This window comes from Provencibacterium massiliense (assembly GCF_900169495.1).
Classification (GTDB): domain Bacteria; phylum Bacillota; class Clostridia; order Oscillospirales; family Ruminococcaceae; genus Harryflintia; species Harryflintia acetispora.
In genome coordinates this window covers 175138-199347 of record NZ_FWCH01000011.1, presented here as the reverse complement: position 1 = coordinate 199347, position 24210 = coordinate 175138, and the positions used below count along the sequence as shown (strand labels likewise).

Genomic DNA, 24210 nt, shown 5'->3' with positions numbered 1-24210 from the left:
ATCTCTGGGTTGTTTTCCATCCCCAGAAACAAAAATGCCAGCTGATCTTAAGGACCAACTGGCATTTTTATTCGCGCACAAAGAAAACGCATTATTAAGATTTTATAAGTACAACAAGTATACCAAGCACAATTCGATACCAACCAAACACCTTAAAATCATGTTTTTTGATAAAGTTCATTAGGAATTTAATTACTAAGACAGATACCGCAAATGCCACAGCCATACCGAGAACAAGAGCGAGCAGTTCTGCACTTGTAAATTCAAACCCGAATTTTAACAGCTTAAAAGCACTTGCTCCAAGCATAGTAGGTACTGCGAGGAAAAAAGTAAACTCTGCTGCTGCCACTCGTGAAACTCCTATGAGTAAAGCACCTATAATCGTTGCTCCCGACCGTGATGTGCCGGGTATAAGTGATAACACTTGAAATGCCCCTATCAAGATTGCTGTTTTATAGCTGATGTCAGAAAGTGCCATAGTAGTAGGAGTACGCTTTTTATTCCAATTTTCTATGAGAATGAATAACAAACCATAAAAGATTAACATGATTGAAATCACAATGGGGGTTTGGAGGTAAGCATCCAAATAATCATCAAATAGAATCCCCATAATAGCTGACGGTACACAAGCTACCGCAACCTTGAACCACAACGAGAAAGTATCCTTTTTAACAATTGACTGTGCTTTGTTCTTAAATTGAAAGGGAAACATCTTGTTCCAAAACATTACAACCACTGCGAGTATAGCTCCAAGTTGAATAACAACAAAAAACATTTCTTTAAATGCTTCGCTCATATTAAGTGTGATAAATTCGTCCACAAGAATCATATGTCCTGTGCTGCTGATAGGTAGCCACTCAGTAATACCCTCAACAATTCCAAGAAAATTAACTTTTAAAATTTCTATAAAATCAAGTACCATTATTTCAAATCCTCCTTTTTAAAATGATGAAAGGTCATAAGAAAACCAACTGCTGATACAAGAATAATAATAGATACAGACAGCAGTGTAGGATAGCCGGTACTCTGAAGTTTACCCTGCACCAAGAAATAGGTGGCTGTCCACGGATACAACGCTCCCCATTCTTGATTTGAAAGTGCGGCACTTCCCATGACAATCACGGCAGAGCCAATCATCGGGGCGACAAATCCTTTTGTTTTCATAGCAACAAACACAAAAGGAGAAACTGTTAAAAACATCAGGATACTGCCAAACAAAAACTTGGGGAGCCATACTATTGCCACTAGTAAGCTATATCCCTCCAATGTAAAGACAGCGTCATATAGCCCACAAACGATAAATATACCTGCCCATGTTACAAGGGTTAGCATAACAATCCAAAGAAGCAGGGTGCAAAATTTTCCAATTAATAGTTTTGTCCTTGAAATGGGTATGGGCAATATGGTTTTGAGGGTGCTTTCTGTGTACTCTCTGCTAAACAAGTAAGCTGCAATTGCCACATATATCATAATGTTTACCAGCAGCATGATATACAGTACACTGTCGCTGTATATGTCAGACAAGGTAAAGATAATCTCCGGCTTATCAAAATGTGTTTGCAAGGCTTCTATTAACATCAAAAGTGGGGTAGATAATACCCCTGCCACACTAATTAGCACCATTTTTGAACGCTTTAGTTTTAATAATTCACAAGAAATAAGATTAAGCAATACCGCCACCTCCAATCAGTTTAGAAAAGTAGTCCTCTAAGTTTTCCTCACTATCATTTATCCTTGTCACGAGCAGTCCATTTCGTGCAAATTCTCGATTGATTTCTCCAACACTTTGGCTAAAGTCATAAATTCTCACCGTACCGTCCTGCACTGTAAAATCCGTCATGTGGTAGTGGTTTTCTAAAATCTTTCCGGCTATCTCACTGTCAGATAAATCAAATTGAATGTATTTTCGATTCCTTTTGTGAAGCTCGGATATATTCACTTCCTCTACTAAATGCCCCTCGTGCATAACGCCGATAATATCTGCTATCTGTTCAATCTCGCTTAAAACATGGCTTGAGATAAAAATGGTAATGCCATGATTGTGACTAAGTTCAGATAAAAATGAGCGTATTTCAACTATTCCAATGGGGTCAAGTCCGTTAATCGGTTCGTCAAGTATTAAAAGCTCCGGCTCGTGCATAATGGCGGCGGCAATACCAAGCCGTTGTTTCATTCCGAGGGAATAATCGGAAAAGACTTTTCTTTTCTCCTTATGCAGCCCCACAACTTCAAGAGCTTTTTCTACTCCACTTTTAGATACTCCCCCTCGCAGTTTAGCGAGAATTTGCAAATTCTCATACCCTGTTAAATTACTGTAAAATCCCGGTGTTTCGATAATAGAGCCTACTTTGCTATAAAGGGTATGGATATTTTCCTTATAGTTTGTGCCAAACAAGCGTACCGTTCCCTCCGTTGGGAAAGCAAGCTGCAACATCATTTTCATTGCTGTGGTTTTGCCTGCTCCGTTTCTGCCGAGCAAACCATAAATTTTGCCCTTTGGCACATGAAGATTTACCTTATCGACAACGGTGGCTGTTCCGTATCGCTTCGTAAGATTTTCTGTTTCAATGATATAATCCATATTTGATTCTCCTTTCCGTGGGTTGCTGTTCTTGTTTTCGCTGACCACAATCTTATTATCCACGAGTATTGCATAGAAGCCAAGAAATCTACCGTCACAATGCCGACACAATAGATGTCAGCACGAAAAAAGCTCCGACACTTATCGTGTCAGAGCCTATTTTAAAGGGTTTATGGCATTTTACTTTGTTTGGGTTTGCTTTATCCAGACAAATATTTTAGCAACAAATAGCAGAAACATAAGGGCGGTTACATAGGGTTGTCTTGCCGCAGCGAAGAAGCAGATAAAAAGCGTACTCAGCACGAGAGAGCATTTTGTGATTATGTTGCTCCATGATTCCTTTTCAAAACAAACACACATCAGTTTCGCTATCCCAAGTGCAATCAAAACAATAAAAACAATCCAATAGATTGCAAGATATATTGGGGTAGTGTCTGTAAATGAAAGTAGATTGACAGAATAAATATATCCGTCAACAAGGTTATCATACAACGGCAAAAGTATAAAAGTAACCGCCATCATATCTAATATTCCATAAATGAAACTGTAAATTTTTTTCAAGTTGGAACGATTTTCAGTTTCGGCAAGTGTAATCAGTTCTTCGCCCGATAGCAGTTCATCTATGGTCACAGAAAAGAATTTAGAAATACACTTGAGCGACTCAATGTTAGGGTAACCCTTGCCGCTTTCCCATTTTGAAATGGCTGTTCTTGATACATATAATTGCTCCGCAAGTTGTTCCTGCGTTAAGTTCTTTCCAGTCCTAAGCTGTTGTAGCTTTTCATTAAATTCCATGATTCTCCTCCTGTTTGTTCCTTGTTTTCATACGTCCATCAACGGGTTTTTCTGCATCTTTTGGTATCATCCATGCACGACCAAATTTTTCAGTTCCGTCAATGCGATTTTCCTCACATAATTTTTGTATCCGTCTTTCCGATATGCCCCATTTTTCAGAAGCGGCTTTCACAGAAATGTAATTCATAATATCAACTTCCTTTCGCAAAGAGTATATAATTATTATATACGGAATGACGAATAATAGCAAGTTTCTCTCCACTAATACGAAATTATACACTACTAAACATAAAATCATACTTCGTTCAAATATCATCACCCGAAATGTACAATGATATAGGATGATATTAAAATGTACCAAGATGAAAGAAAACTTGATTTTAAGCCGTTAGGTATAGCGATAAAAAAAGCTCGGGAAGCAAAAGGGTGGACACAGGAATATCTTGCCCAACTGGTAGACCTTACGCCACGCTCTATTATGTATATAGAGAACAGGGGGCAGCACCCAAGGCTTAACAAATTTTATCTCATTACTACCTTGCTTGACATCTCTGTAGACCAGTTCTTTTTTCCATGCAATGAAGATGGCGACAACAATCGCCGCAAACAAGTTGATGTACTGTTGAATGATATGGAAGAAAAGGAGCTTATCGTGATGGAAGCTACGGCTCAAGGCTTGAAAAAGGCAAGAGAAACTGCGGAATAATTAACGCTGTTTTCGTAAGCCAAGCCAACTGAAAAAAGTGCGACACCTACACAGGCTATCGCACTTTTTAGGTTATTTTTTTATTCTCCACACAAATCATAAAGCTGTTCACATCGGTTTTGAATATCTAAGATTTCTGTTTCGGTTAAACTCCTGCGGTTATGAGTAAGTTGTTGCTCTAAAAAATCACGATAGCCATCAAGTAAGGCATCCCGTAAAAGCTCGGGGGCTTTGCAATGTTCCACACCAAACCATTGCTCATCTTTTTCATCCCAAATCATAACGGTGTATCCTCGCTTAGTGTTCACCACCTCCAAAACACTATCTTTATTTAGGTAATCGTTGAATACTTCTAAAACCTTTTCAAAGGTCATCATTTTATCAGCCCTTTCATATTTTAGGTGCTTATATGTAAGTAGTTTATATACTTATTACGACTATGATAATAAAAGTAAATCATCGTGTAAAGGATACGGATATTGTTTGCGAACAAAAGTGGCAAGCAATGCCGGTGTTAATACACTCGGCCCACAGAGGGAAAAATCCTGACGTGATTTCCCCCTCTGCTTTGCTTGTTGAGGGCAGCGCCCCCAAGCCCCTTTGAACGCAGAATTTCATTCTGCGGCTACGCGTCCGATGGACGCTTATGACCATGACCGGCTTACCGCTGGCCGTGGTCTTTTTCTTGTTCTTTTTTCTGTTCCTCATCCATTTTCAGCAGCCGATCCACATTGGCCTTTGCCGTCAAAAGTTCCCGCATTTCCTCACGGGAACGCCGGTACTCGGCGTAGGTTTTCTTCTTTTCCTCCAGCAGTTTGGCATACTCAGATTGCAGGTCTTTGACCTTGGGCAGCTTCTTCACTCCCATCTCATCAAAGGCATTTTTTGCCGCCTGATGGAGCAGAATTTCTTGCTCATGTTCCTCCCGAAATTTTCGGGAATAACCGGCCTTGCGATAGGCAACATAGGTCTCGCGGGTCTTGGCATAATTAACGATATGGGTACGCAGGACGGCGATCTCTGCCATGCGTTTCTCCGTCGCCTTAATCTGCGCTGACAGCTCATTGTGATGGGCGGTAGCCGCCACCGCTTTTTCTTCCAGCTCTGTATAGTCCAGTAGGTGATGTTCGGTAAGAAAATTCACGGTCTGCGCCATCTGTTTTAAGTTAAAAACCTTGGCCCAGCGTGCATATCCAGCACCTTTCCCGGCCTGCAATTTTGCCTGAATATCCACCAGCAAATTGACCTTGGGTGGCTCCGGCTGCACGGTGGATTTCTTGCGGGGCGTGTGCTGCTTTTCTCCAGCCAGCACCGCACGGATTTCTGTTTCGCTGTACCCGGCTCCCAGCTTGTCATCCATACGGGCTACATTCTTCCAGCCGGGAGCTTTAAGGCGGATTGCTTTCCCGCGCCGAGATACCTCGCAGCCCATCTCGGAAAGCAGTTGCAGAAGTGTGTCAAAGTCTGCTGGCTTTTGCTCCAGCGCCCGGTCAATCATCACCCGTAGCTGTTCCCGATGGGAGGGCTTGGCTTGTTCGCCCAGCCACTTGTTGTAGCTTTTTCCGTGGGGCTTGGGGTTCTCCACAATGGATAGTCCGTTCTCGATACAAATGGTGTCACTTAAACGTCGAACAGCTCTGGTGCTTCCCCAAAAGTTACGGAACTTCCGGTCACAATCCATATTGACCGCCGACCAGATGATGTGATTATGAATATGCGATTTGTCGATGTGGGTGCAGACCACAAAGGAATGATTGCCTTTGGTGAACCGCCTGGCAAATTCTATGCCCAGCCGGTTGGCTTCCTCCGGTGTGATCTCTCCGGGCCTGAACGACTGGCGCACATGGTAGGCGATCACATCATCTGTACCGCGCACTCGTCCGGTGGCGGCAATATACTGCCGCTTTGCCAACAGAAACTCTGCATCAGCAGTGCGGCTGTCACATCCATAGCTGGTAATCAATTTTCCGTTGTCGGTCTTTTGGGGATTTGCCACATAGTCAATAATATCGCTGATGGCACGGCTCTCAGTCCGACCCTTGCCGATATGCAGCGGCATGATGCGTGTGGTTGCCATAAGGGAGACCTCCTTTCCAAAAAAGAAACGGCCTGCATGGTGCAGACCGCTTTTGTTATTCTATTAAATCGTCCTCATCGAGAAAATCAAAATTGTCCTCGATGTCCTCTAACCGCTTCGGAGGAAACCTCATCTCGTATTGTTCTTTTGCCAGCGCACGAACTTCCCGGCGCTTATCTTTCATTCGGTTCTTCAGCCAGGAAATCTGCTCCTTTGATAATCTCCATGGGAGATTCAGCAAGCGGTTTATTGTCATTTGCTCCGCTTGCTTCTCCGGCGGCAAAGAAGCACAGGATTTACAGACGTGCGCCGCATGACCTTTGCCGGAAAATTTTTCATTAGCCTTATATTCTCCGCAGACTTTACAATAATGGCCGTGCTTCTTCATAGGCTCGATTCCTTTTCACTGAGAGCGTATAAACTGCGCACCGCCCCCATGATGATGTTCCACTCCAGATCTGCCGCATAGGAAAATTTTTTGCGGTACGATTCCCAAAGTTTCTGCATAACCGAGCTGTTCTCCACTTCCTCAAAAACTTCGGCAGCTTCTGCAAGATGTCGTTCTGTCCCGCGTTTGTGAGCAGTGGCCCGCAGCGCATCATGGAGAATCTGAGGGTCCAATGTATTCCCATGCAGCTGTTCCAGAATATAAATGTCATAGAAATCTCTCATGCGGGTGTTGGTGGTAGTTCTGGTAATGATCGTTTCCAGCTTTTCGGCCAGAACCGTTTCCAGATTGTACGCCCAAATATCAATGGAGCGATCTTCCAGCATCAGCTTGAAAGAGTAGCGGATCTCCCTGGGGGTAATGGCATCCCCTGTGGAAATGTCAATCTTCAAAGGCGTCACCACACCGTCAAAGGTTGTAGTCATATTTACGCGAATCCCCGGATATTCCGCCTCATCCATAATCTCCGAAATACTTTTCAGCTGGAATTTGACGCCATCATCAAGCGGGACACTCACAATAGCGGAAATCAAATTCTCTATGTCCTCCACATTGACATTGGCTCCTTTTACAGTAGCGTCCAAATCCATCGTGGAACGGGCATCCAGACCAACCATAGCCGCTACCAGCATACCGCCTTTCAGAATAAATTTGTCACGATATTCAGAAAGGGAGATACGCTCCAGAAAACGCTCCATCATGTAGTTCCGCATCAAGAGCTGGGCGTCCGCAGATTTTTTTCTGGAAAGATTGCGGATCAGATCCTTCAACTGCCTTGCTGTTTTTATCATAAAAGCACCTCCAAATACTGCCGCAGAATTTTTTCTACCCGGAACATACCGGCATACCGCATCAATGTCCGCAGGTCTTTGTCTTTTCTTCTGGCATACATCTTTAATGCCCCTTGAAAAGTCTGCATCTCCATGTTGTTCCTGCTGCGGAGCAGGTCGCAGATGGTGCGCTCCAGGTCATAGACAGGAACTGTATGCCCAAATGGTGTCTGAGCCGTTGTCAGGCCCACCCCATGCAGTTCCGCCTTAATGGTGAATACCTGTACGCCCTCTGCTTTCAGCTTGGAGGGATTATATCCGGTCTTGACTGTGACCGTATATTCCAGCGGCTCGCGGTCTGTCAGATCGTGAAAAAATAAAGCTGTCTCATGGGAAAACACTGCCTGTTCGACCCGCAGATGAAGTAAGTACATGGCATCGACCCAGGCATCCTTGGAAAGATAAATTCCATGCGCGACCCGCTCCAATTCCCGTGAGTGCACATAATCATAAAAAACAGGCTTAGAAATACCAGCAGATACTACTTGAGCTGTTCGCAGCATCCCATCCTGTGTTTCCAGCAGCTGATCCAGCTGTTCAAATTGTCCCACCGTACCACTTCCTTTCACACTAATATTATAAGCAATATTAGTTCAAAAGTAAAGTGATGAAAATTCGGCATAATTTTACCGACAGCTTAACGTTCAACAGTTTTGGAAATATGAAGTGGCAGCAAAATAGACAACCTCAGCTGCCCATTTCATCACGATATGAAATAATCTGCTTCTTTTTCTGTTTGGCACACCGTAACGTTGTGGCTGCTCCGCCCCAATCATGGAGAACATAGGCCACCACTACATCGGCGGACTCTACCATCCAGCGATTTCTATGAGAAATCGAAAAACGGCGCGGTACGTTTTCCAGCGGTGGATACACGGTACTGTCATAGCCAGAAACATCCCGGCCAGTGTTCAAATATGCCAATACAAGAACCAGCTCGATTTGCGGATACTTTTTCTTTTGTTCCCGTAAAATAGACGCTGCTAAACTGTCGAACTCTCCATATCCTCCAAGATAAAAAGTTGTTGCTCCTTGCTCAATTAGGTCTTGTGTTACATTGCGAAGCCAATTCGCAATATTGTCTGCCTTTGTGATTTGCGAATGGCCACAAAAAGTTACGTTCATACGATGGCACCCCTATTACCATCATACTGCAAATAGCTCTATTAGTACAGGTACAGGGACTAATTTTAGCAAAACTGCCCATATACTAAATATAGTACAGTCACAGGGGCGGTGTATAGAATGAAGCTAAACGAGGCGGTAAGCAAACGTCTGTTAGAATTACTAGATGAAAGAAAAATGACACAATATCAACTGTATATGAAAAGCGGTGTTCCCAAGTCTACGATTGGAAATGTCATCAACTGCTCGTATGATTCGGTTAAGCTACGGATCATTCATGAGATGTGCCAAGGAATGGGGATTGGGATAGATACCTTTTTTGCATCGCCGCTTTTTCAAGAAGATAACCTAGAACCATAAAACCTCCGACGAAATTCGTCGGAGGTTTTCATATTATCCATAAACCAAATCTTGAATGATAAACTTCAAGTCCTGTACCTTGCCCAGTAGCCAGATTGCAGCCATTGGCAAACCATAGGGACTAATGAGAAATGCTATCACCAGCAGGATAATGCCGTTTTGCAAGGAGTAAGTAATCAGAACTGCCACACCCAGCAGGGCAACCACCATGCTGATAAGCCCCAGCACCAAACCGGAGACATAGACAATCCCCACACAAATCCAGACGAACAGGGTCAGCGACAGAATCACCGGAGCCATTAAAATCTTCAACGGCAGTTTCAGAATGAACCAGATCGCCCTCATTTTTCTTCCTCCTTCCATCGTTCCCGAAAGCTCTGACAGAGAATTTCTGCCTGTCTTTCATCTTCTTCCGTCACTTCTCGGCATCCTTTGGTTAGCCGCAGTTCCTCATAGCTGCGATAATCAGATAACAGCACCTCGAATAGTTCGTCCGGTGTCCGGCTGAGAAGTCCATCCACACAGTAGCGGGAATCTCTTTGCCGAGCTTTTGGTAGTTAAGAGAATGGGATGTCTCGCGGCCCCGGCTCTCGCCGGTGTTGTAGGTGTCGATGGTCTCCTTGCCCAGCACGGCGGCCAGCTCCTTGAGGGTTGTCGGCTCTTTGCCGCCCAGGAAGATGGAGGTATCCATGTTGCCGATGATGGTATCGGCGTTGTCCTTGTAGATAGCTTTGAGCTGGGACTGTGCTTGCAGCACCAGGCAGGCGGAAATCTCACGGCTTCGGATGGTGGCAACCAGCTTTTCCAGCCGAGGGATCTGTCCAATATTGGCGGCCTCGTCAATGAGGCACCGCACATGGACCGGCAGCCGCCCGCCGTACACATCGTCCGCTTTTTCGCAGAGCAGATTGAACAGCTGGGTGTAGCACATGGAGATCAGGAAGTTAAAGCTATCGTCCGTGTCGCTCATAATCAAGAACAAGGCGGTTTTCCGGTCTCCCAGGGTATCCAGCTCCAGCTCGTCGTAGGCCGTGACCTCCCGCAGCTCCGCGATGTCGAACACGGCAAGGCGCGCACCGCAGGAAATCAGGATGGATTTTGCGGTTTTGCCCGCAGCCAGCTTGTACTTTTTGTACTGACGGACGGCGAAGTGGTTGGGCTTCTCTGCCTCCAGCGCGTCAAACATCAGGTCCACGGGGTTCTTGAACTCCTCGTCATCCTCCCGGACCTCCATCGCGTTGATGAACTCGATGAGGGTGGAGAAATTCTGTTCCTCCACCGGGGCCTCGTAGTGGATATACCCAATGAGGGCGCAGTACAAAAGCGTCTCGGCCTTAACCCAAAAATCGTCCCCGGCCTTGCCCTCGCCCTTGGTGTTGGCGATCAGCGTCGTGACCAGTTTCAAGATGTCCTTTTCGGAGTGGATGTAGGCAAAGGGATTATAGTGCATGGACTTCTTGAAGTTGATGGTATTGAGGACTTTGATCCGATAAGGCTCATAGATGTCCTTGCCGTGCTTATCCTTCATGGGCTTGCCGTCCTTGCCCAGCTTGGGTGTGCCGCGCTGAAGCATTTTGCCGCACTCCACCAGGATGGTGCCTTTTGGGTCTGTCACCACATAGGAGCTGTGCATCTGCATCAGGTTCGGTTTCAGCCAGAAGCGGGTCTTGCCGGAACCGGAGCCACCGATCACCAGCACATTTTTGTTTCTGGCGGTCTTGGGGTCCTTGGGGCGGCTGTTCATGGTCAGGCTCTCGGTTTTAGTCAGAATCACATTGTTCTGGAACACCGGGTCGATGTAGGGTGCGATGTCCTCATGGGTGCCCCAGCGGGCGCTGCCATACTCCATACCGTGCCGGTACTTCTTGGCGTTCTTGCTTTTGAGATACACGGCCAATCGCAGGCCAGCGCCGCAGCACAGCCCCACCAGCAGGTCCAAAGGGTGCAGGCTGGGCCACCAGCTGGCCAGCGCCACCGGCAGCGTGGAGAAGAACGAAAGCATTTTTGCCGAAGCGTCCGCACCCACGGCCATCCGCCATCCTTCACCGAAGTTGGTTGCGAACAGCCCCATCAGGATATAGGGCATATTCAGCAAAAGGAGCTTTTTGATGTCAAGTTGCTTTTTCATCTTCATCGTTCCAGCTCCTTCCGCTTGTTCCGGTCCACAACGGCGTGTTTCACCAGCTCTTTGAACTGGCTCAGCTTTGCCAGCACGGACGGACGCTCTGTTTTCTGCGCCTTTCTGACCTTCTTGCCGGTGTACTCGGTAAAGGCAGCGGTCAGGGCATCCGCATCGCGGCCTTTGAAAAAGATCAGGTACTTGGGCGGGGAGCTGCTGCGGTCCTTCTTCACCGCATAGTCAACGCCGTATTTCCGGGCGATCTTTTCAAACTCCTTGATGGAGGGGTCGGTGATCTCGATGTTGGAAACGCCCTGATTCTGGCCGATCAGCTGCTTCACCGTCTGTTTGCCGTGGGGAATCACGGGGGTATCCCGGCTTTTCTGCTTTTGCAGCTTCTTTTCCTTGCGGTGGGCAAGGTACTTGGTGATGGCGGCCTTAAACAGCCGCCCGGTAAACTTTGTTCCGCTGACTACCAGCGTCAAAGTCCTGTTTTCCACTTCCTCCTGCATAGGTCATCGCCTCCTTTCCACGGATTTTGCAGGGGTGGCGCTTGATACTAAGGCGGGACCACCAGCCGCCGCAGCAGGTATTTCATCATGGCAGGCTCCTTTCAACGCAGCTGATCGGAGCGGTCATAGTACAGATGTCCCTGGCGCACCTTGGCATGGCTGAGAATCTTGATGTGGCCCTTTTCCTGGTTCTCCAGGCTTTTCTGGTATCCGGCCTCCGTCAGAAACAGGCGGGTCCGTTCGCCTTTCCAGCCCACCGGCGAATCGTGGGTCAGCACATCGAAGATAATCATGTGCCGGGTGTCCTCGGCAAACCGCTCCAAATCCATGTACTCATGGCCGTGGTAGTTCTGCGCCCCGGCCTTGAGCCGCATTTCCTCCATCAGCTGGCCCACGGTCTTACGCTCAGGCATGGCGCGCACCTCCTTTCCCGCGTCCCTGGCCTTTCACAGTCAGGATACCGTCCAGGGTGGTAGCGGTGATCCGCAGGCGCTCAGCGGTGGCGATGTCATTCTTCACGGTCTCGTCGATGCCGTGGCCGCAGACCACCAGCACATGGGACCGGCGCAGATAGTCTCGCGCCATATCCAGCCCGTCCTTGTGTTCCTGGGGAATCTCGTCCTTGAGGAAGGTGGACAAGAACAGAACCGGGCAGATGGGCGAATACCCGGCGTCGTACACCTGGCGGCAGTAGGTGGCAGCGTTCTCGGCGTTCTCATACTGGTTGTTGCTCCAGGGAGCCGTAATGTAGGCAAGAGGTCGTTTCATGGCAAAATCCTTTCTCCCGGTATTGCCGGGCAACAGAAAAGCGGCTGTTTACCAGCCGCCTGTGTTCATATCGTGATTGACTTGTACGGTGTAGTGATTGCTGATCGTGGTGGGCGCGTTGAACAGCACTGCAAGCAAATACTGTTTCATATTGCGGACCTCCGTGGTGTTTTTCTGCATACCGTCCATGACAAATCGGATATGCTCGCTATCCAGCTTCAAGAACCGGGAGCGCACGACTTCATGGGGAAAGTCGCTGCCAGCGATCCGAGTGGTTTTACGTTTGGCACAAACGGTCTCCACCATCAGCTCCACAATCTCGTCCAGGTCCTCACGGTAGGTCGAAAACTCTCTGCACAGATAGTCATACTCGATGTTCTCCAGAATCAATTCCCGATAATTTTCTATCTCTGAGACAGACATCGCATCCCTTCCTTTCCGTTCCGGCAGCTGTGCTGCCGCTGTTTCCCGGAAGGGAATGGAATCGGTACTTGCTCCATGAGTATTTTGTTTTTGAGTATTTGGTTTCTCTATATTTAATTCTGCGGGCTTTTCCGTATCCGGTTTATCCAGATACGGGTTTTCCGTATCTGGTGAAGCCGTATCTGGTACAGCCGTATCCGGCCTTGGCGTTTCTGGCTGCCTGGGCTGGGGTTTCTCATAAATCACATACTCGGTGTCGCTGATCCGGCCTTGTTGGTCCCGCAGCTGGTTCCGCACGATGTAACCGGCGGTTTCCAACTCCCGCAGCGCACTGCCGATGGCATCAACGCCCTCCTTGCAGATTTTCGCAAGTCCACGGGTAGTATAGTTCCAGTCATCAGGCAGGGATAACATCATGGAAAGAAGCCCCTTTGCCTTGAGGGATAGTTCGTGGTTCCGCAGGTGATGATTGCTCATCACGGTATAATCTTTGGTCCGTTCAATGCGAAAAACGGCCATTGACTTCACTCCTTTCTAATTTTAGGGCATGAAAAAAGCCACAATCCTTCGTGAAAAAGACTGTGGCTTTCAGCTGTTTTTGTTGTTCTGCCAGGGCCGGTAAGGACGCTTGTACTTCGGCGGATGACTGAACATCGGCTCATGCTCCGAAAACGGGAGGGTCTGCAAAACCCGGTCAATGTCGGTGGATTCCATATCATACTGGGACTGGCAACTTTCCCGGATGGCATCTTTGATGCTCTGGACAGTACACATATTCATTCCTTTCCTTTCGTAGTGATAATGAGTTTACGGGTGGCGGCGGCGCTTGTCCGGTTTGAAGTCGAGCACATGGCCCTCGATCACACGGGCATACCGCTTGATTTTGATTTCCCGACGCTTCTGGCTTACGAGGGCGGCCTGATACCCGTCCTCCGTAAGAAACAGCCGCATATCATCGCCGGGGCAGCCGTAGGAACAAGGGCGCTGAACGGAAAACTCGATCATCCAGCGGGTGCTGTCCTGAAAACGCTCTACGGCCAAGATATTGTGTCCTTTCAGCTCACGGGCTGAAATATCCCTCATAGGCGGCTCCTTTCATCGTTCCTGGTCTCTCTGGCGCTTCTTCTGCCACGCCTCCAGCAGTTTGATAATGGTTTCCTGCATCCGCTGGGGCGTATAGCTTTTGGGGAAATACTTCCGCAGGGTGTCGGAGGTGAAAGTCACTTTGTCGAGATCACTTTTCTTTTCCTCACCCATGATGACGCGCATCATATCGAGGGTCAGATGTCCCTCCTGGCTGTATTTCTTGAGTCGCTGAGCCTGGGAGAGAGAGGGGGTAGCCTGTTCGCTGTCCATCGCGTCCAGCAAATCCCGCTGTTCTTCTTTTTTGAGAAAGGACAGCTCATAAGCCGGATTGAGGGCGATTTTCTTTTCATCGACCATATCCAGCAGTTCGGGAATCAGCTCCGTCAGGCGGATATAGCGCTGCACCTGGTTCCTACTCGAACCAGCCTGCTGCGCCAACAATTCATCTGCACGCAACTTCGTCCCAAGTTGGGACGAAGTTAAGTCCCCCCGTGCGCCTTGGTGTTTCATAGCCTCCAGCTTCATCTTGTAAGCAAAGGCCCTTTCGCTGGGGAGCAGGCTTTCACGTTGTAAGTTGCTGTCCACCATGATGATAGTGGCAGCATCATCGTCCAGGTCTCGGACAATGACAGGCATGGTTTCTTTCTCGGCCAGCTCACTGGCCCGGTGCCGCCTGTGACCGGCAACCAGCTCATAGCCGCCCTCCGGGTCCGGGCGGGCGATCGCCGGAACCAGAACACCATACTGCCGAACGCTGTCGGCGGTCTCCATCATGGCCTCGTCATCCTTGACTTTGAAGGGATGCCCCTTAAATGGGTGCAGCTCAGACAGCGGAATTTCCTGTATCTTCTCCAGCTTGGCATCCTGGCGGCTTTCCTCGGTGGAAAACAAATCATCGTATGGAGCCAGCTCTACTTTTTTCGCGCTGCTTTTCAAGTTTTATCACCTCCTTGGTCAGATTCTTATAGCCCTCGGCCACCTTGCCATTAGGGTCATGGGCAAAAATGCTTTTGCCCTCGGCGCTGATCTCCTTTGCCCGGACAGAATGGGGAATCTCGGTGCCGAACACCTTGATTTTGCTGCCATAGGTCTCCCGCAGCAGGGCGGCAATCTCCTTGGCGAAGTTGGTGCGGTTGTCCACCATCGTCAGCAATATGCCGTCGATCTGGAGCTTGGGGTTGATCTGCCGCTTCACCTTGTTTACGGTCTGGAGCAGCTGTTCCAGGCCCTTGGCGGGCAGGTACTCCGCCTGAACGGGGATTATGACCCTGTTGGCGGCGGCCAGGGCGTTGACCGTGAGCATACCCAGGGATGGCTGGCAGTCAATCAGGATATGGGAATACTGTCCCTTGAGCGTGTCCAGATACTGCCGCAGGATGGTCTCTCGGCTCATGGCGTTCACCAGGGAGACCTCCATGCCGGAGAGCTGGATGTCTGCGGGCATCAGGTCAACGCCCTCCGGGTGGTGCAGGATACCCTCGCCGGGGCGCAGCGGCTCGTCCATCAGGATACGGCCCATCGCGTCGGACAGGGTAAAGGGCAGCTTGTCCGGCTGGGGGTGGCCCAGGCTGATGGTCAGGCTGCCTTGCGGGTCCCCGTCGATCAGCAGCACTTTCTTTCCGGCCTGCGCCAGCCCAATCCCCAGGTTCGCGCAGGTGGTTGTCTTGCCAACGCCGCCTTTCTGGTTGGCGATGGCGATGATTTGCGTGTTCAATGACTTCACCTCATTTCTGAATTGTTCTATGGCTTCTGGAAATAGAAAAAGCCGCCACTTCAAAAATTGAAAGTGACGGCCTTTTCTTATCCCGGAATGAAATTCCCCGGAAACGCAAAAAGCGCCCAGTAGAAAATACTGAGCGCTTGGCGATTAGATTTATTCTCTTTTGTTCAAATTAGGTCAAATTCAGACAAACCGTTTTCACGAAAAAGGTCTCTTGGAGATGTATAAATAAACATCCCCTTGGCATCCCAAAATCGCGTCTCGGTTGTCCTATTTTTTAACCCATAAGCCCTCTTTTTGGGGTGGTTGTCCACCATTTAACCCATAGAAAACGGGTTAAAAGAGGCTTCGTTCTGTCAAATTGCGTCAAACCATTTGAAAAGGAAAAACCCCGGAAACCGCGTAGTTCCGGGGTTTTTGACCACTTTTGATAAAGTTTAGCGCTTGCTGAACTGCGGAGCGCGACGGGCAGCCTTGAGGCCGTACTTCTTACGCTCTTTCATTCTCGGGTCGCGGGTCAGGAACCCGGCCTTCTTGAGCGCGGGGCGCAGGGCCTCGCCATTAAACTCGAGAAGAGCGCGGGAAACGCCGTGACGGATCGCGCCGGCCTGGCCGGAGACGCCGCCGCCGGTGACGTTGCAGACGATGTCGAACTTACCGGTGGTCTCGGTCAGCTCAAGCGGCTGGCGGACGATCAGCTTGAGGGTCTCGAGCCCGAAGTAATCGTCAATGTCTCTGCCGTTTATGGTGATGGCGCCGTTGCCCGGATAAAGGCGGACTCTGGCGACCGAGTTCTTTCTTCTGCCGGTGCCGTAGAAAAACTGTTTGGTATCGTACATTCCTTATTCCTCCTCCCGATTAAAGGGTGTATTCCTGCGGATTCTGCGCTTCGTGCCGGTGCTGGGCGCCGCGGTAGGTGCGCAGCCTGGTCAGTGCATGACGGCCGATCACGTTGTCCGGGATCATGCCCTTTACCGCGAGGGTCATCGCCTTCTCGGGATTCTCTTCCATCAGGTGGCCGTAGCTCATTTCCTTGAGCCCGCCGACCCAGCCGGAATGGCGGCGGTAGAACTTCTGATCGAGCTTCTTCCCGGTCAGGACCGCCTTGTCGCAGTTGACGATCACCACGTGATCGCCGCAGTCCACGTTCGGGGTGAAGGTGGTCTTGTGCTTGCCGCGCAGCAGCACGGCGGCCTTGGCAGCGACACGGCCCAGCGGCTTGCCGGCTGCATCAATCACATACCACTTGCGGCCGAGCTCAGCGGCCTTCGGCATTGTAGTTGACATTGTGTATACCTCCATATTACCTTAACTCTTTGAAAGCTCCTATCGTCCCGTGGGGGGAACCTTGCTCCCTTTTGGACAGACCTTCAAACCAACAGGTATCATTATAATGGCTTTATTATGCGCTGTCAAGGACTTTTTAGCAATTTTTTAATCCGCGTCCTTCAATCTCTATTTTACTCCTGTTTTCTTTTGATAACTCACGAATCCTCACGATTCATTTTTATTTTTTGCCAAAGAGCACGCCCGCTTCGAGCATGGACTGCGCCGCCAGCAGCACCCCCAGCTTCCCCGAGGGCCAGGTCAGCCCCCCCTGCAGCCAGCAGGCGTAGGGCTCGCGCATCGGCGCGTCGGCCGACAGCTCGATCGAGGCGCCCATGTTGAACGCCCCCGCCGCCATGATGACCGGGTCGTCGTACCCCGGCATGTCCCACGCCTCGGGGGTGACGAACGAATCCACCGGCGCGCCCTGCTGCACCCCGCGGCAGAAGGCGGACACCCGCTCGCCGCTGCCCAGCACGATGGTCTGGATGATGTCCGCGCGCCGCTCGTCCCACCGGGGCGACACCCGGTAGCCCGCCGCCTCGAAGAGGGCGGCGGCAAAGGTCGCCGTCTTGACGGCGCCGGCCACCACGGTGGGCGCGAAGAAGAGGCCCATGTACATCGAGCGCAGCTGCCCGAGGGTGCAGCCCACCTCCTTGCCGGTGCTCGGCGAGGTGAGGCGGCAGGCGCAGAGCTCCACCAGGTCCTCCCGTCCCGCGATGTAGCCGCCGGTCTGGGCGATCCCGCCGCCGGGGTTCTTGATCAGCGACCCCACGATCAGGTCGGCCCCCACCTCGGTGGGCTCCAGCGTGTCCACGAATTCGCCGTAGCAGTTGTCCACCACCACCAGCACCTGCGGGTCGGCGGCCTTGACCGCGGCGGCCGCCAGCCGCACGTCCTCACAGCTGAGCGACCTTCGCAGCGAATACCCGCGCGAGCGCTGGATGTAGGCGATCTTCGCGCCCGCCACCGCGCCGCTTACCGCGCCGAGGTCGATCTGATCGTCTTTCAGTTCGATTTGTTCATATTGAATGCCGAAGTCTTTTAGCGTCCCGCGCCCGGCGTGCTCGGGCAGCAGCCCGATCACCCCGTGCAGGGTGTCGTAGGGGGTCCCCGTCAGGCAGACCATTCGGTCCCCCGGGCGCAGCACCCCGAACAGCGCGCAGGTGAGTGCCGCGGTGCCCGAAACGAAGTTGTGCCGGTAGAGGGAATCCTGTGCCCCCACGACCTGGGCGAAGACCCGCTCGAGGGTCTCCCGTCCCCGGTCGTCGTAGCCGTAGCCGCTGGTCCCGGCGAAATGACTCTCGCTGACCCTCTGGTCCGCGAAGGCCCGCTGCACCTTGCAGGTGTTATATTGGGCGATCCCGTCGATGTGTTTCAACTGAGGCGCGATCTGCTCCTCAATTTGCTCCGAGAGCGCGAGAATCCGCTTGTCTATCTGAAAAAATGGCTGTTCCATCCCGTTCTCCTATCTCTATGTATTCTGTGCCAATGCGCAGGCCCACTCGTCATACTGTTCAAAACCCAGGCCGCGGTAGTACCCCAGCAGCTCCTCCCCGGCGCAGCAGAGCACCGGTAGGCGCCGGTGCTCCTGGGCCCTTGCGATCAGGAAGCGGACCATCCTCTGCCCGAGGCCGCGGCCCCGATGGTCCCGCCTCACCACGATCCCGCCGAGGTCGGCGCACCGCCCGCTCGCGCAGGTCAGCGCGCCGGTGGCCACCGGCGCGCCATTTTCGCAGTAGGCATATATCTGGCAGACCCCGTCGAGGCGCTTGAAGCGGTAGTCCGCCAGCCACCCCTCGTAGCCGCCGCAATCGAAGAAATGGTCGTAGTTTTCTCCGATCATCCGGTAAAGCCCGGAAAAGTTCTCCTCGACCGGCAAAAACGCCGGCTCATCCGCCGTCAGCGCCCCGCCGCGGTAGACCATGGCTGGGGCCAGTTCGTCCACTCTGAGCCCCGCACCCGGGGCCAGACGCCGCAGCAGCAGCCCCCGCCCGCAAAGCACCTCACAGCCGAGAAAGCGCAGGAATTCCTCAAGCTCGTCCGTCTTCACAAGGCCACGGTCGCAGAGCAGCACCTCGTCGTAAATGGACAGAAGCGCCGCGCGCGGCTCCTCCCCTTCGTAGCAGACCCAAAAGCGCAGGTCCTTCCCCACCCTCCGGCTGCCATTATAATAAGAAGAGAGCATGCAGGCATGGATCAAATCCTCCCCCGCCAGCACCTTCTCAAGGTCGGCCTGCCGCGCGGGGGAATCCACAAAGCGGATCACTGCCCGCCCGCCAGCGCGATGGCGGCGCGCAGCAGCCGCAGCGTCTCACAGAGGTCGCTCTTTTGCAGCACGCAGCTGGGCGAGTGCAGGTAGCGGCAGGGCAGAGACACGGCCAGCACCTTGACCCCGGCTTTACTGGAGATCAGGCTCTGCGCCTCGTTCCCGCCGTAGACCCCGGTCTTGGGCTGGCAGGCGATTCCCTCCTGCCGTGCGCGCGCGAGCAGAGCGCGGTAAAGCTCCATGTTGTAGACCGTCCCCCGGTCCATGAAGGAGACCACCGGCCCTTGACCCAGGCGGCAGACCTTCTTGTGCTCGGGGGTGTCGGGCAGATCGGCGGCGGTGGTGGTCTCCACCGCGATCGCAACGTCCGGGGCCACGGTGTAGCCGGCGGTCATCGCCCCAAAGCAGCCGTTTTCCTCCTGCACCGTGAAGGTGAAGGCGGTATCATATTCGATTTCCCCTTTGATCAGCTCGATGAGCAGGGCGCACCCGGCGCGGTCGTCCAGCGCCTTGCACTTGAAGAAGCCCTCGCCGAACTCGATGAATTCGCTCTCGAACGCTGCGCGCTCGCCGACTTCCACCAGCCCCGCCGCCTCTTCCCGGTCCTTTGCACCGATGTCGATATAGAGCTCGTCCATCTTGGGCGGAGTGTTAAATTCCTCCTCGCTCACCAGGTGGATCGGCTTTAATCCCACCACGCCGCAGAGTCTTTTTCTCCCGATGCGCAGCCGCTTGCCGAGCGTCACCCGCACGTCGATCCCGCCCACCGGCGCGAAGCGCAGCAGCCCGTCCTCGCCGATGTGGGTGATGATGAAGCCGACCTCGTCCATATGGGCCGAAAGCTGGATTTTCTTGTCCGTGGCGCGCTTCCCCTTTTTGAGCGCGATGATGTTCCCCAGCGGGTCCACGCTCCACTCGCATTTCCCGTCGATCTCTTTGATGATCCGCTCGCGCACCGCGCCCTCGTCGCCCGACACCCCGTCGAGCAGGGAAAGCTCTTTGATCAGCTCTAGCATCCGAATCCCTCCAATGAAAAGTTGTCGCACAGATAGGCCGCGATGAGGTTTGCCACCGCCTCGATGTCGGCGGTGTCCACGATCTCGACGGGGGTGTGCATGTTGCGCTGCGGGATCGAGAGCAGCGCGGTGCGCACCCCGCCGCGCGAGGCAGCGATGTTGTCGGCGTTGGTGCCGCTCTTCCCGCCCATCACCTCGGGGGTGTGGGGGATCTTATGGCGCTCGGCGGTTTCTATCAGCCCCCGGCTCATCTCGCCGCAAAGGGTGGGGGCAAAGCCCACCATCGCCCCGCTGCCGAAAGCTGCCTGCCGCACCGGCCCGAGGCCCGGCGCGCCGGCGAACGAGACGTCCACCACGATCGCGTGGGTGGGCGCGAGCGCATAGGCCGCGCACTGCGCCCCCTGCTCGCCCACCTCCTCCAAGGAGGAAAGCACCACGCTCAGTCCACAGTCCAATGAAGACTGTGCCAGCAGCTCGCCCGCGCGCATCACCGCCGCGCACCCGGCGCGGTTGTCGAGGCTCTTTCCGGTCACCCTGCCGCCCAGCATCCCGGCGAAGGGCGCGTCGATCGTCACCCGGTCCCCCGGGGCGATCAGCTTTTGCGCCGCCTCGAAGCCCAGGCCCGCGTCGAGGGTGAACTCCTCGATCTTCTGGGTCTTTTTCTGTTCTTTATCCTGCAGGTGGGGCGGCACCGAGCAGACCACTGCCTTCAGCGGCTCCCTGCCGTGGATGGTCACCTGGCAGGCGGGCAGGATCCGCCGGTCGATCCCCCCGCAGTTCGAGACCTTCAAAAAACCATCCGGCAGGATGGCGGTCACAATCAGCCCGATCTCGTCGAGGTGGGCGTCCAGCATGACGTGGGCTCCCCCCGCCTTGGGCTCGCGAATTTTACAGATCAGTGAGCCGAGGGGGCTGACTTCGCACTTCCCGATTTTCAGGAGCTCCTCCCTCGCCGCGGCGAGGACCCCGCTTTCGCTTCCCGCCACGCCGACCGCTTCGCTGAGTGTGCGCAGCAATGCTGACGTTTCCATCTTATCCGCTCCTTTTCGATTACTTTTTGTATATTTCAATGTTATTTATACGGTTTTCGACTGTTATTGCAGCGCATTGACCAGCTGCTTGAAGTGTTTGCCCCGCGCCTCGAAGTTCGGGTATTTATCAAAGCTGGCGCTCGCGGGCGAGAGGGAGACGACGTCCCCCGGCACGGCCGCCGCGCGGGCGAGCCGCACGGCCTCTTCCAGATCGGCTGCGTGGAGGATCTGCAGCTGCGACGGGTCGTAGGTCGGGTGCTCTACCACCGCCTGCTCGATCTTTTCGGCGGTCGCGCCTGTCAAGACAAGCACCTTTACATGTTTGTTGATTTCGGGGGCCAGCGGCAGGTAAGGGATCTTCTTGTCGTACCCGCCCGCGATGATGATCAGCTTTTGATCAAACGAGCGCAGCCCGGCGATGGTGCGCGTCGGGGAGGTGGCGATCGAGTCGTTGTACCAGCGCACGCCCTGAAGCTCCCGCACGAATTCGATCCTGTGCTCCACCCCGCCGAAGGTGCGCGCCACCTCCCGCATCTGCGCGGGGGTGACGTATTCGCAGACCGCCGCGATGGCGGCCAGATAGTTTTCCACGTTGTGGATCCCCGGCAGGCGGATGTCCTCCCGCTTCATCAGACAGATGCTCCCCGCGCGGGTATTGAGATACAGGTTCCCGTCGTCCGCCAGATAGCTGCCAAACCGGGGCCGCTCGCGGCGGGAGAACCAGAAAAGCCGTCCGCGCACCTCATCCTGGAAGGTGCGGGTGATCTCGTTGTCGAGACCCAGCACCGTTTTGGAGAAGGCGTTCTGGTGCAGAAAGATATTGCGCTTGGCGGCGATGTATTCGGCCATATCCTTGTGCACATCCAGGTGGTTGGGGGCGACGTTGGTTACCACGCTCACATCCGGCGCGCAGCGCATCGAGATCAGCTGGAAGCTCGAGAGCTCCACCACCGCCATATCCTGCGGGGTAATCTCTTCGATCCCCGGCAGCAGCGCCTTGCCGATGTTCCCGCCCAGATGCACCCGGTAGCCCGCCTCCCGCAGCATTTCGGCGATCAGGGTGGTGGTGGTGGTCTTGCCGTCCGAGCCGGTCACCGCGAAGGTGGGGCAGGGGCACAGGTCGAAAAAGATTTCCATCTCGCTGGTCACCACCGCGCCGTCCTGGCGCAGCCGCTCCAAAAACTCGGATTTAAAGTACATCCCCGGGGTGCGCAGGAGGACGTCGCACTCCACCTTTTGCAGATACCCCTCCCCAAGTGCGAGCTTTGCGCCCAGCGCCTCGAAACGATCGCACACCTCGCCGAGCTGCTCGCGGCTGCGCTTGTCGTGCACCGTGACCAGCGCCCCCTTCTCCAAAAAGAGCGGGACCAGATCGGTGTTGGTTACCCCGACCCCCACGATGGAAACCCGATTGCCGCGGATAAAATCAAAAAAGCGCTGCGCCCTGTCGTTCATGCCATACTCTCCTTTATGTCCAGCCTCCCGCGCTCCGGCAGAAGGGGAAAAATCCCATACCTTATTATTATAGTGGACGGAATTTGAAATATCAATCAAATGCGGGATTTTCTCAGGTTCCTTTGTACGCAAAAAGGCCGCCAGAAAGGATTTCCAGCGGCCTAATTTTACCGTGTTTTCGCGCGGGGAGCGAAAAAAATCCCATTCTCTCCCACACTTTTCCTAATTATATCCTCTTTTGGCGGGAAATGCAAGGGAATCCGCCCCTTTTCACCCCCTTCCCCCGCAGGCGGCGACCGGCAGAAATCCTTTCTGCTGGTCTTTTTGTTGCCGCCCAAAAGGAATGGTGATCGAATGAAACGCCTATGCTTTCTCGTCTCTCTGGCGCTGTGCCTGTTGTCCCTGCCCGCCGCCGCGGCCGCCGCGACGGAATACGTCATCCTGACGGTGAACGCGCAGGATGCGGCCATCGGCGGCTTCGATGTGTCGGCCTCGGGCGGCGGGCTGACCCTCGCGCCCGACGAGGGCAAAACTGTAATCAAAGGGGGACAGTACACCTACTACCTGCCCATCCCCGACCCGCCGCAGGAAGACGTCGACTTCACCGTCACCGTGGCCTCGAAGCCCCCAACGGCCCTCTCCGGCCTGCGCAAGGGGTCAAGCAAGACGCTGACCATGACCTACAACGCCATCAAAAGCCTGACGCTTTCCCCCACCCTCCAGCTCCAGACCGACGGCCAGCGCTCCGCCCGCCTGACGGTGCAGAAAAATCCGAGCCTCGCCGCCACCGGCCCCACCGGTCACCCTTATATGACGGTGCGCGACTACGCCGCCCCCGTCGGCTGGCGCAGCAGCGACCCGGCCGTCTGCACGGTGGACGGCACTGGGCTCGTGTCCGCCGTCTCGCGGGGGACGGCGACCGTGACCGCCAGCGTCTATGGCGGAAAGGTGGAGGCGAGCTGCAAGGTAGCCGTCGATCTTCCGGTAGACGACAACGGCGACCCCATCGACTCCTCCTCCCTCGGCCAGACAGTGACTTGGGCGGGGAAGAGCTGGTGGGTGGTGGACGACGATGGAACGAAGTTCGGCGGGAAGCGCTATTCGGTCGTGCTGCTGGCAAACTTCAATGTCATTCGCGGCGAATTTGGAGACAACAACATCTACAGCGCCAGCACCGTCCGCCAGCAGTGCCTGGATTACTACCAAAGCCTGTCGCCCGAACGGCAGGCCAAGCTCTCCCCCCACGCCAAAGTCGGCGATCCGGTCTGGCTGCCCAGCGCCTACGAGCTCTACGGCAGCAGCAGGAACAGCTGGGCGCTGGACTGCTATGAGATACCCCGGCAGTTTGGCTGGCTCGCGGGGGAGGGGGCCACCGCCACCTCCTATTCCCCTATCGGCACGCTCTATGCAAACGCGAAGACCTATTCCTGGCTGCGCTCGCCCCGGCAGGACTGGTCCAACATCGCCTGCACCGTTTCAATCTCCGGCTATCTCAATGACCAGATGGGGGTGTATAATTCCTGTCCAACCCGCCCCGCCATCATTTTAAATCCATAAGAAAAG

30 protein-coding genes and 1 pseudogene are annotated in these 24210 nt (G+C 53.2%); 3 read left to right on the top strand and 28 right to left on the bottom strand.

Annotation, left to right across the window (positions count from 1 at the left end):
• Positions 1 to 94: 94 nt before the first annotated feature.
• The 5 genes from bcrD to B5477_RS15440 all read right to left on the bottom strand — a co-directional run bounded on the left by bcrD (position 95) and on the right by B5477_RS15440 (position 3563).
• Positions 95 to 922, bottom strand: a complete 828-nt coding sequence (gene bcrD, locus B5477_RS04680) for a bacitracin resistance undecaprenyl-diphosphatase BcrD (RefSeq protein WP_079698633.1) — start codon at positions 920 to 922, stop codon at positions 95 to 97.
• Complete coding sequence (locus B5477_RS04675) at positions 922 to 1671, bottom strand: ABC transporter permease (RefSeq protein ID WP_002576323.1); 750 nt, start codon at positions 1669 to 1671, stop codon at positions 922 to 924. The genes bcrD and B5477_RS04675 overlap by 1 nt, the downstream gene beginning before the upstream one ends.
• Positions 1664 to 2581, bottom strand: coding sequence for a bacitracin ABC transporter ATP-binding protein BcrA (gene bcrA, locus B5477_RS04670; protein ID WP_002576324.1), 918 nt, complete (start codon positions 2579 to 2581; stop codon positions 1664 to 1666). Before bcrA ends, B5477_RS04675 begins: the two co-directional genes overlap by 8 nt.
• A gap of 180 nt (positions 2582 to 2761) precedes the next feature.
• Positions 2762 to 3376 (bottom strand): bacitracin resistance transcriptional activator BcrR, encoded by a 615-nt coding sequence (bcrR, locus tag B5477_RS04665; RefSeq protein WP_079698632.1) that lies wholly within the window; start codon positions 3374 to 3376, stop codon positions 2762 to 2764.
• Positions 3366 to 3563: a helix-turn-helix domain-containing protein gene (locus tag B5477_RS15440; RefSeq protein ID WP_009246557.1), complete on the bottom strand. Its 198-nt coding sequence runs from the start codon at positions 3561 to 3563 to the stop codon at positions 3366 to 3368. Before B5477_RS15440 ends, bcrR begins: the two co-directional genes overlap by 11 nt.
• 159 nt (positions 3564 to 3722) lie before the next feature.
• On the opposite strand from B5477_RS15440, the gene B5477_RS04655 reads away from it, so the two are divergent.
• Positions 3723 to 4082: a helix-turn-helix domain-containing protein gene (locus B5477_RS04655; RefSeq protein WP_425330774.1), complete on the top strand. Its 360-nt coding sequence runs from the start codon at positions 3723 to 3725 to the stop codon at positions 4080 to 4082.
• 80 nt (positions 4083 to 4162) lie between these two features.
• Here B5477_RS04655 and B5477_RS04650 read toward each other — a convergent pair whose 3' ends face one another.
• From B5477_RS04650 to B5477_RS04620, 6 genes are all read right to left on the bottom strand, one after another.
• Positions 4163 to 4459 (bottom strand): hypothetical protein, encoded by a 297-nt coding sequence (locus tag B5477_RS04650; RefSeq protein ID WP_002576327.1) that lies wholly within the window; start codon positions 4457 to 4459, stop codon positions 4163 to 4165.
• A 284-nt stretch (positions 4460 to 4743) separates the two neighbouring features.
• A complete protein-coding gene (locus tag B5477_RS04640; protein WP_002578499.1) occupies positions 4744 to 6159 on the bottom strand; it encodes a relaxase/mobilization nuclease domain-containing protein in 1416 nt (471 codons plus the stop codon).
• 55 nt (positions 6160 to 6214) lie between these two features.
• Positions 6215 to 6547: a hypothetical protein gene (locus B5477_RS04635; RefSeq protein WP_002578498.1), complete on the bottom strand. Its 333-nt coding sequence runs from the start codon at positions 6545 to 6547 to the stop codon at positions 6215 to 6217.
• Positions 6544 to 7398 (bottom strand): nucleotidyl transferase AbiEii/AbiGii toxin family protein, encoded by an 855-nt coding sequence (locus B5477_RS04630; RefSeq protein WP_002578497.1) that lies wholly within the window; start codon positions 7396 to 7398, stop codon positions 6544 to 6546. Before B5477_RS04630 ends, B5477_RS04635 begins: the two co-directional genes overlap by 4 nt.
• Positions 7395 to 7988 (bottom strand): type IV toxin-antitoxin system AbiEi family antitoxin domain-containing protein, encoded by a 594-nt coding sequence (locus B5477_RS04625; protein ID WP_002578496.1) that lies wholly within the window; start codon positions 7986 to 7988, stop codon positions 7395 to 7397. Before B5477_RS04625 ends, B5477_RS04630 begins: the two co-directional genes overlap by 4 nt.
• Before the next feature lie 136 nt (positions 7989 to 8124).
• Positions 8125 to 8562 carry a hypothetical protein gene (locus B5477_RS04620; RefSeq protein ID WP_002578495.1) on the bottom strand — a complete coding sequence of 146 codons (438 nt, stop codon included), beginning with the start codon at positions 8560 to 8562 and terminating at the stop codon, positions 8125 to 8127.
• Between the two features lie 120 nt (positions 8563 to 8682).
• Here B5477_RS04620 and B5477_RS04615 point away from each other — a divergent pair, with 120 nt between their 5' ends.
• The gene (locus tag B5477_RS04615) at positions 8683 to 8922 is read left to right on the top strand and encodes a helix-turn-helix domain-containing protein (RefSeq protein ID WP_002578494.1); all 240 of its coding nucleotides are present in this window, start codon (positions 8683 to 8685) and stop codon (positions 8920 to 8922) included.
• A 33-nt stretch (positions 8923 to 8955) separates the two neighbouring features.
• Here the strand turns inward: B5477_RS04615 and B5477_RS04610 are convergent, their stop codons facing one another.
• The 17 genes and pseudogenes from B5477_RS04610 to murD form a co-directional block, all read right to left on the bottom strand.
• A complete protein-coding gene (locus B5477_RS04610) occupies positions 8956 to 9267 on the bottom strand; it encodes a CD1845 family protein (RefSeq protein WP_002578493.1) in 312 nt (103 codons plus the stop codon).
• A 187-nt stretch (positions 9268 to 9454) separates the two neighbouring features.
• Positions 9455 to 11050: pseudogene (locus B5477_RS04600) on the bottom strand (VirD4-like conjugal transfer protein, CD1115 family); the annotation flags it as partial.
• Between the two features lie 2 nt (positions 11051 to 11052).
• Positions 11053 to 11553: a PcfB family protein gene (locus tag B5477_RS04595; RefSeq protein ID WP_002576352.1), complete on the bottom strand. Its 501-nt coding sequence runs from the start codon at positions 11551 to 11553 to the stop codon at positions 11053 to 11055.
• A gap of 101 nt (positions 11554 to 11654) precedes the next feature.
• Complete coding sequence (locus B5477_RS04590) at positions 11655 to 11966, bottom strand: DUF5720 family protein (RefSeq protein WP_002576353.1); 312 nt, start codon at positions 11964 to 11966, stop codon at positions 11655 to 11657.
• Entirely contained in the window at positions 11959 to 12321 is a 363-nt protein-coding gene (locus B5477_RS04585) for a DUF7768 domain-containing protein (RefSeq protein WP_002576354.1), read from the bottom strand. Before B5477_RS04585 ends, B5477_RS04590 begins: the two co-directional genes overlap by 8 nt.
• Positions 12322 to 12369: 48 nt before the next feature.
• A complete protein-coding gene (locus B5477_RS04580; protein WP_002576355.1) occupies positions 12370 to 13263 on the bottom strand; it encodes a DUF6017 domain-containing protein in 894 nt (297 codons plus the stop codon).
• Between the two features lie 69 nt (positions 13264 to 13332).
• Positions 13333 to 13524 (bottom strand): hypothetical protein, encoded by a 192-nt coding sequence (locus B5477_RS04575; RefSeq protein WP_002576356.1) that lies wholly within the window; start codon positions 13522 to 13524, stop codon positions 13333 to 13335.
• Between the two features lie 27 nt (positions 13525 to 13551).
• On the bottom strand, positions 13552 to 13827 hold the full coding sequence (locus B5477_RS04570; RefSeq protein ID WP_002576357.1) for a DUF5720 family protein: 276 nt from the start codon (positions 13825 to 13827) through the stop codon (positions 13552 to 13554).
• A gap of 12 nt (positions 13828 to 13839) precedes the next feature.
• Entirely contained in the window at positions 13840 to 14766 is a 927-nt protein-coding gene (locus tag B5477_RS04565; RefSeq protein WP_002576358.1) for a ParB/RepB/Spo0J family partition protein, read from the bottom strand.
• Positions 14723 to 15544 (bottom strand): ParA family protein, encoded by an 822-nt coding sequence (locus B5477_RS04560; protein ID WP_002576359.1) that lies wholly within the window; start codon positions 15542 to 15544, stop codon positions 14723 to 14725. The genes B5477_RS04565 and B5477_RS04560 overlap by 44 nt, the downstream gene beginning before the upstream one ends.
• Before the next feature lie 443 nt (positions 15545 to 15987).
• The gene (rpsI, locus tag B5477_RS04555) at positions 15988 to 16389 is read right to left on the bottom strand and encodes a 30S ribosomal protein S9 (RefSeq protein WP_079698631.1); all 402 of its coding nucleotides are present in this window, start codon (positions 16387 to 16389) and stop codon (positions 15988 to 15990) included.
• Positions 16390 to 16408: 19 nt separating this feature from the next.
• A complete protein-coding gene (gene rplM / locus B5477_RS04550; RefSeq protein WP_079698630.1) occupies positions 16409 to 16837 on the bottom strand; it encodes a 50S ribosomal protein L13 in 429 nt (142 codons plus the stop codon).
• A 220-nt stretch (positions 16838 to 17057) separates the two neighbouring features.
• Complete coding sequence (locus tag B5477_RS04545) at positions 17058 to 18335, bottom strand: methionine gamma-lyase family protein (RefSeq protein WP_079698629.1); 1278 nt, start codon at positions 18333 to 18335, stop codon at positions 17058 to 17060.
• A gap of 15 nt (positions 18336 to 18350) precedes the next feature.
• Positions 18351 to 19145: a GNAT family N-acetyltransferase gene (locus B5477_RS04540; protein WP_079698628.1), complete on the bottom strand. Its 795-nt coding sequence runs from the start codon at positions 19143 to 19145 to the stop codon at positions 18351 to 18353.
• Positions 19142 to 20161, bottom strand: coding sequence for a M42 family metallopeptidase (locus B5477_RS04535; RefSeq protein ID WP_079698627.1), 1020 nt, complete (start codon positions 20159 to 20161; stop codon positions 19142 to 19144). The genes B5477_RS04540 and B5477_RS04535 overlap by 4 nt, the downstream gene beginning before the upstream one ends.
• Positions 20155 to 21192 carry a M42 family metallopeptidase gene (locus tag B5477_RS04530; RefSeq protein ID WP_079698626.1) on the bottom strand — a complete coding sequence of 346 codons (1038 nt, stop codon included), beginning with the start codon at positions 21190 to 21192 and terminating at the stop codon, positions 20155 to 20157. The genes B5477_RS04535 and B5477_RS04530 overlap by 7 nt, the downstream gene beginning before the upstream one ends.
• A gap of 63 nt (positions 21193 to 21255) precedes the next feature.
• Positions 21256 to 22647 (bottom strand): UDP-N-acetylmuramoyl-L-alanine--D-glutamate ligase, encoded by a 1392-nt coding sequence (murD, locus tag B5477_RS04525; protein WP_079698625.1) that lies wholly within the window; start codon positions 22645 to 22647, stop codon positions 21256 to 21258.
• 354 nt (positions 22648 to 23001) lie between these two features.
• Here murD and B5477_RS04520 point away from each other — a divergent pair, with 354 nt between their 5' ends.
• Positions 23002 to 24204 (top strand): Ig-like domain-containing protein, encoded by a 1203-nt coding sequence (locus B5477_RS04520; protein ID WP_079698624.1) that lies wholly within the window; start codon positions 23002 to 23004, stop codon positions 24202 to 24204.
• Positions 24205 to 24210: the final 6 nt, after the last annotated feature.